The organism is uncultured Negativicoccus sp. (genome assembly GCF_902480485.1).
GTDB classification, from domain to species: Bacteria; Bacillota; Negativicutes; order Veillonellales; family Negativicoccaceae; genus Negativicoccus; species Negativicoccus succinicivorans.
In genome coordinates, this window is sequence record NZ_CABSTC010000074.1 from 1 (window position 1) to 4,894 (window position 4,894).

The window sequence follows — 4,894 nt, forward strand, 5'->3', positions numbered from 1 at the left end:
CATCAAGAAAGTGATATAATTTGTAATAAATAAAATTATTTTGGTCGTTCTAATGTGTTTATTATGGTATACTCTCAGTATTAACAGCTAAGGAGGGATAGGCATGGCGGAACCGAACGGTAACGTTGTTGGTACGGGGTATGATCAGACATTGAAAAGGGTGTTGACGCGTAAAGACTTGATTATTTACGGTATCGCGTTTATGACGCCGATCGCGCCGGCCTATATTTACGGCTATGCGACGACGACGACAGGGGGTACCTTGGCGCTCGCGTACGTCATTGCGATGGTCGCGATGCTTTTTACCGCGATGAGCTACGGTAAGATGGCCAATGCGTTCCCGGTGGCCGGTTCGACGTACTCGTATACGGAAAAAGGGATTAATCCCTATCTCGGATTTTTTGCGGGCTGGGCGATGTTTTTGGACTATGTCCTGGTGCCGTTAATTGTTTTTATGGTCGGCGCGGCGTATGCGCATTCGACGTTTCCTGCGATTCCGTACTATGCATATGTGTTCGGCATCGCGTTGGTGACAACCGTCGTCAACTATTTCGGCGTGGATATAGCGGCGAAAACAAACATGCTCTTGGTTGGTGTCATGGGAGTGATCGTTTTTCTGTTTTGCGCGATGTGCGCCTGGGCGCTGACAAACGGTGTCGGCGCGGGCGCATTGATTTCCGCCGCGCCGTTTCATCCGGAAAGCGCGCACTCGATCTCCGCGCTGGTAGCGGGTGCGGCGATTGCCTGTTTTTCGTTCCTGGGCTTTGATTCGATTACGACGATGGCGGAAGAAGCGATTCACCCGGAGAAAGATATCGGCATCGCGGCGATGGCGGCCTGTCTTCTCGGCGGCCTGATCTTTATCTTGCAGGCGTACCTGGCGCAACTCGTCTGGCCGGATTACACGACCTTCGCCTCGCAGGACACGGCGCTTTTTGAAGTGGCGCAGCTCGTTGGCGGCGAATGGCTCGCCATCACGTACACGATTGCGGTCATTATTTCGACGATGACGGCGGGACTTGCCGGTCAGTCCAGCGCGGCCCGTCTTTTGTACGGCATGGGACGCGACGGTTTGCTGCCGAAAGCATTTTTTGCGCATTTGCATGCGAAGTACCAAACGCCGACGTACAATATTTTGGTTATGGCGGCGATCGGCGTATTCGGAGCGATCTTCCTCGATATTCCGATTGTGACCGAACTTTTAAATTTCGGTGGTTTGTTCGGTTTTATGTGCGTCAATCTCGCGGTCATTGTTTACTACTTCTGGCGGAAAAAAGAACGGCAAATATTCCGTTACTTCCTCGCGCCGCTCATCGGTTTCGCCGTGTGCGCGTATTTGTGGGCGAACCTTTCCACGACCTGTTTGATCGTCGGCGCGGTGTGGCTTTTCGTCGGCTTGATCTACCTGCTCGTTTCCACGCGCGGACTGCAACATAAACCGCCGGTCTTAAAAGAATAAACTAAAAAACGGTAACTGCCATTCTATAAGCGGTTACCGTTTTTATGTTGTTGAAAAAAATCTTCTTTCTTCTCCTTTTTTAGAAAGTAAACGAAAAAATAAAGAAATAAAAGAGCGAGTGATTTTATTTATATCGCAGCATGAAATACCGACCATTCGTTTTGAAAATATCTGATACCGTTTCACAGACATGACAGGCGAAAAAGGAACAAGACGAAGTAAGTGAAAGCGTCGATTATGGTATAATATAGTCAAATGATTTCTTGTTTATCGAGCTGGAGGAGGCTATTATGAAAAGAATTTGGTGGATAGTGATTGCGGTCGTCGCGCTGGCGGGCTTTTGGATGGTCGGTCAGTACAATGGACTGGTTACTGCGAATGAACAGGTCAACGGCGCGTGGGCGCAAGTTGATACACAATTGCAACGGCGTAACGATTTGATTCCGAATTTGGTCAATACGGTCAAAGGCTATGCGCAACACGAGCAGGAAGTATTTGATAACGTGTCGAATGCCCGTGCCAAGATGGCGGGCGCGCAGTCGGTAAGCGAAAAAGCGGAAGCTGATGCGCAACTGCAGGGCGCGTTAGGACGTTTGTTTATGGTCGTTGAAAATTATCCGAATTTGAAAGCGGACGCGAATTTCCGAGCGTTGCAGGATGAATTGGCCGGCACGGAAAACCGCATTGCCACATCGCGTCGCGATTATAACGGTGTCGTGCAGACGTTCAATGCCCGAATTCGTCAATTCCCGACAAATATTGTGGCAGGATTGCTGGGCTTCAGCAGCCGTGACTATTTCCGCGCATCGGAAAGTGCGCAAACTCCGCCGCAAGTTCAGTTTTAAGTAAGGACGCACGGTGATGGAAAACACGCGCGTGCACACGACGGAAGTGCTGCGCAAGTGGGGGCTGTGGTTCGTTACTGTCAGCTGGCTGGTTATGGCGGTGATCGTTCCGGCGGTAGCGTCTGCCGATGTGGCGGTGGCGGAGCGTTCGCCGTTATGGCCGAAAGCGACCGATACTCTGCCGGCGGAGCAGGGATTGGCGCCGAGTCAGCCTAATCATCAGCCGGCACCGCAGCAGACCGATCCCGCGCAGACAGGCGCGGCCACCGACAGTGTCTCGACGACACCTGTGACAACGCCGTATCCGGCGTTGCGCGGTGATATTTATGCGCAGGATTTCGCGGGTATTTTGTCACGTACAACGGTCCAGAAAATTCGTTCCGTCGGGCGTGCTTTGGAAGATAAAACCGGTGCCCAGGTCGTAGTAGCGACCATGCCAAGCATTCCCGACGGGGATATGCAAATGTATGCGACCGAGCTGTTTCGACGCTGGGGCATCGGCGATAAATCAAAAAACAACGGGATTTTGCTCCTGGTCGTACCGTCGGCCAAGCAGGTGCGCATTGAAGTCGGTTACGGTTTGGAAGGCGCGCTCAATGATGCGAAAGCGGGCGAGATTTTAGATCGGTACTTTATCCCGTATGCTAAGCAAAATCAATTCGAGCAGGGCATCTTGCAAACCTATGGCGCTTTGATCGGCGTGACGATGCAGGAATACGGCATCACGGAAAAAGATTTAGGCACACCGGGAAAGGTTGAAAAACCGGAACGGCAAAGTGGTTCCGTATGGCCGCTGGCGTTTCTGATCGGGGTTCTGATGTTGGACGGTATCTTTAATCGCGGTCGTCTGACGCGTATCCTGCTGCTGATGTTTTTCTCGCGCGGCGGCGGGGGAGGTTTCGGCGGTGGCGGCGGCTTCGGGGGCGGTTTCCGCGGTGGCGGAGGCGGCAGCTCCGGCGGTGGCGGTGCCGGCCGATCATGGTAAGTGGAGGCGGAGATCACTCCGCCTTTTTGTTGCAGTTGGAAAAATAATTTTGCGCAGTGAACGCGCCGCTTACGTTTACATCACAGGTTTACTTTGATAAAATAAATGTAATTATATTCGCGCAGGAAAACATCCTCTTAATTGACAATAAAGGGTGAAATCGCTATAATAAGAAAGTCGAGGTTCAGCATGAAAGTATCCATTGATACCGCCATCGCTCATCCCGGAGAACGTATTGCGTATGCGTTTACCTTACCGCAGCAAGAATTTGCGGAAGATCCGGAATTGCAAGGCTTGTTGGCGCCCGTGGAAATCCGCGGTGAATATTGGTATGATGGGGAACGCTTGCATTGGGAAGGAGAATTAACCACCCGCATGCGAGGCGTTTGTACACGTTGCTTGGATGAATTTGAACGGGAGGTCCGCGTGCCCGTTTATGAACGATTCGTCCGTGAACCGGAAAAGGATGCGGATGCACTTGGATACGACGGCCTGACCGTGGATGTACGATCTCTTGTTCGGGATACGTTGCTCATTGAGGAGCCGGTTCAAGTGCTGTGTCGAGAAGATTGTCAAGGTCTTTGTCCGCACTGCGGAACGAATTTAAATAAAGGATCTTGCGATTGCAGCGACACGGGAATCGACCCTCGCTGGGCAGCTCTGGCTGCCTGGAAGCAAAGTAGCAGGAACGAGTAAAGAGGAGGTGCAACCATGGCAGTACCGAAGCGTAAAATGTCGAAAAGTCGTCGCGATCGTCGTCGCGCGAACTGGAAATTGACGGCCCCGGGCTTGATTGAATGCCCGCAGTGCCACGAAATGATCATGCCGCACCGTGTGTGCAAATATTGTGGTCATTACAAAGGCAAAGCTGTAATGAATGTACAGTAAAGACGACAAAAAGGAATGGATCTCTCCATTCCTTTTTTTATACTATCGTGCAAGATCGATTACTGAACCAATTTTTGAAACCGCGCGTTTTCATGAAATGAGCGGAAGTGATCCTGCGCGCGCGCCGCGTCGGCAACGGCCGGATTTGCCGCAATCGCGCGCTCCAAATAGTCAAGCGCCGGGTCTGTTTCGCCGCGATCGGCGTAAATCGTCGCGATACCGTACAAGGTCCAGGCGTTTTTCGGCTCCTTTTTAAGCACGTTTTGGAAATGGGCGAAGGCTCCGTCGAGTTGTCCTTGTAACTTATAATACATGGCCCAATTATATTCGACGGTGGGCATCCCGGGCGCTAAATCGGAGGCGCGGGTCAGATCGCTGCGAGCTTCTTCGTAGCGTTCATCCAAGGCGCGTACCAAACCGCGATCGGCGTACGCGTGGTAATCCTGCGGGGCGGCTTTGATCGCTTCCGTAAAATGTGTTTCGGCAGCGGCGTAATCCCTCGCCTGCATGCTTGTGACGCCTTCCCGCCAAGCGGTCGGAGGTTGCGGGACGGTTTGTTCGGCGTTCGTCGCCGCGGTCGGTGTGGGCGGCGGCGCATCTTGTCCGCAGCCGCTCAGACAAAGACAAAGCAAGATGACAAGCAGGTATGACATAATTGCCTCCATATAGAGATCTTATACAAAAAAAATATTTATACAAAAAATAAAAGTATATGTA

At 51.8% G+C, this 4,894-nt stretch carries 6 protein-coding genes; 5 read left to right on the forward strand and 1 reads right to left on the reverse strand.

Annotated features, from left to right (window positions below; all coding sequences use genetic code 11):
* Positions 1-103: 103 nt before the first annotated feature.
* The 5 genes from RDN69_RS05780 (at position 104) to rpmF (ending at position 4,177) form a co-directional block, all read left to right on the forward strand.
* Complete coding sequence (locus tag RDN69_RS05780) at positions 104-1,459, forward strand: APC family permease (RefSeq protein ID WP_159823336.1); 1,356 nt, start codon at positions 104-106, stop codon at positions 1,457-1,459.
* 290 nt (positions 1,460-1,749) lie between these two features.
* Entirely contained in the window at positions 1,750-2,304 is a 555-nt protein-coding gene (locus tag RDN69_RS05785) for a LemA family protein (RefSeq protein ID WP_024049095.1), read from the forward strand.
* 16 nt (positions 2,305-2,320) lie between these two features.
* Positions 2,321-3,289, forward strand: a complete 969-nt coding sequence (locus RDN69_RS05790) for a YgcG family protein (protein ID WP_273260414.1) — start codon at positions 2,321-2,323, stop codon at positions 3,287-3,289.
* 189 nt (positions 3,290-3,478) lie between these two features.
* Entirely contained in the window at positions 3,479-3,985 is a 507-nt protein-coding gene (locus RDN69_RS05795; protein WP_024049097.1) for a DUF177 domain-containing protein, read from the forward strand.
* A 15-nt stretch (positions 3,986-4,000) separates the two neighbouring features.
* Positions 4,001-4,177 (forward strand): 50S ribosomal protein L32, encoded by a 177-nt coding sequence (gene rpmF / locus RDN69_RS05800; RefSeq protein WP_024049098.1) that lies wholly within the window; start codon positions 4,001-4,003, stop codon positions 4,175-4,177.
* A gap of 59 nt (positions 4,178-4,236) precedes the next feature.
* Here rpmF and RDN69_RS05805 read toward each other — a convergent pair whose 3' ends face one another.
* The gene (locus RDN69_RS05805) at positions 4,237-4,830 is read right to left on the reverse strand and encodes a tetratricopeptide repeat protein (RefSeq protein ID WP_024049099.1); all 594 of its coding nucleotides are present in this window, start codon (positions 4,828-4,830) and stop codon (positions 4,237-4,239) included.
* Between the last annotated feature and the right edge of the window lie 64 nt (positions 4,831-4,894).

Bases quoted from the DNA above. Each gene is read 5' to 3' on its own strand.
- rpmF (WP_024049098.1), top strand. From the start codon at position 4,001: ATGGCAGTACCGAAGCGTAAAATGTCGAAAAGTCGTCGCGATCGTCGT.
- RDN69_RS05785 (WP_024049095.1), top strand. From the start codon at position 1,750: ATGAAAAGAATTTGGTGGATAGTGATTGCGGTCGTCGCGCTGGCGGGC.
- RDN69_RS05790 (WP_273260414.1), top strand. From the start codon at position 2,321: ATGGAAAACACGCGCGTGCACACGACGGAAGTGCTGCGCAAGTGGGGG.
- RDN69_RS05780 (WP_159823336.1), top strand. From the start codon at position 104: ATGGCGGAACCGAACGGTAACGTTGTTGGTACGGGGTATGATCAGACA.
- RDN69_RS05795 (WP_024049097.1), top strand. From the start codon at position 3,479: ATGAAAGTATCCATTGATACCGCCATCGCTCATCCCGGAGAACGTATT.
- RDN69_RS05805 (WP_024049099.1), bottom strand. From the start codon at position 4,830: ATGTCATACCTGCTTGTCATCTTGCTTTGTCTTTGTCTGAGCGGCTGC.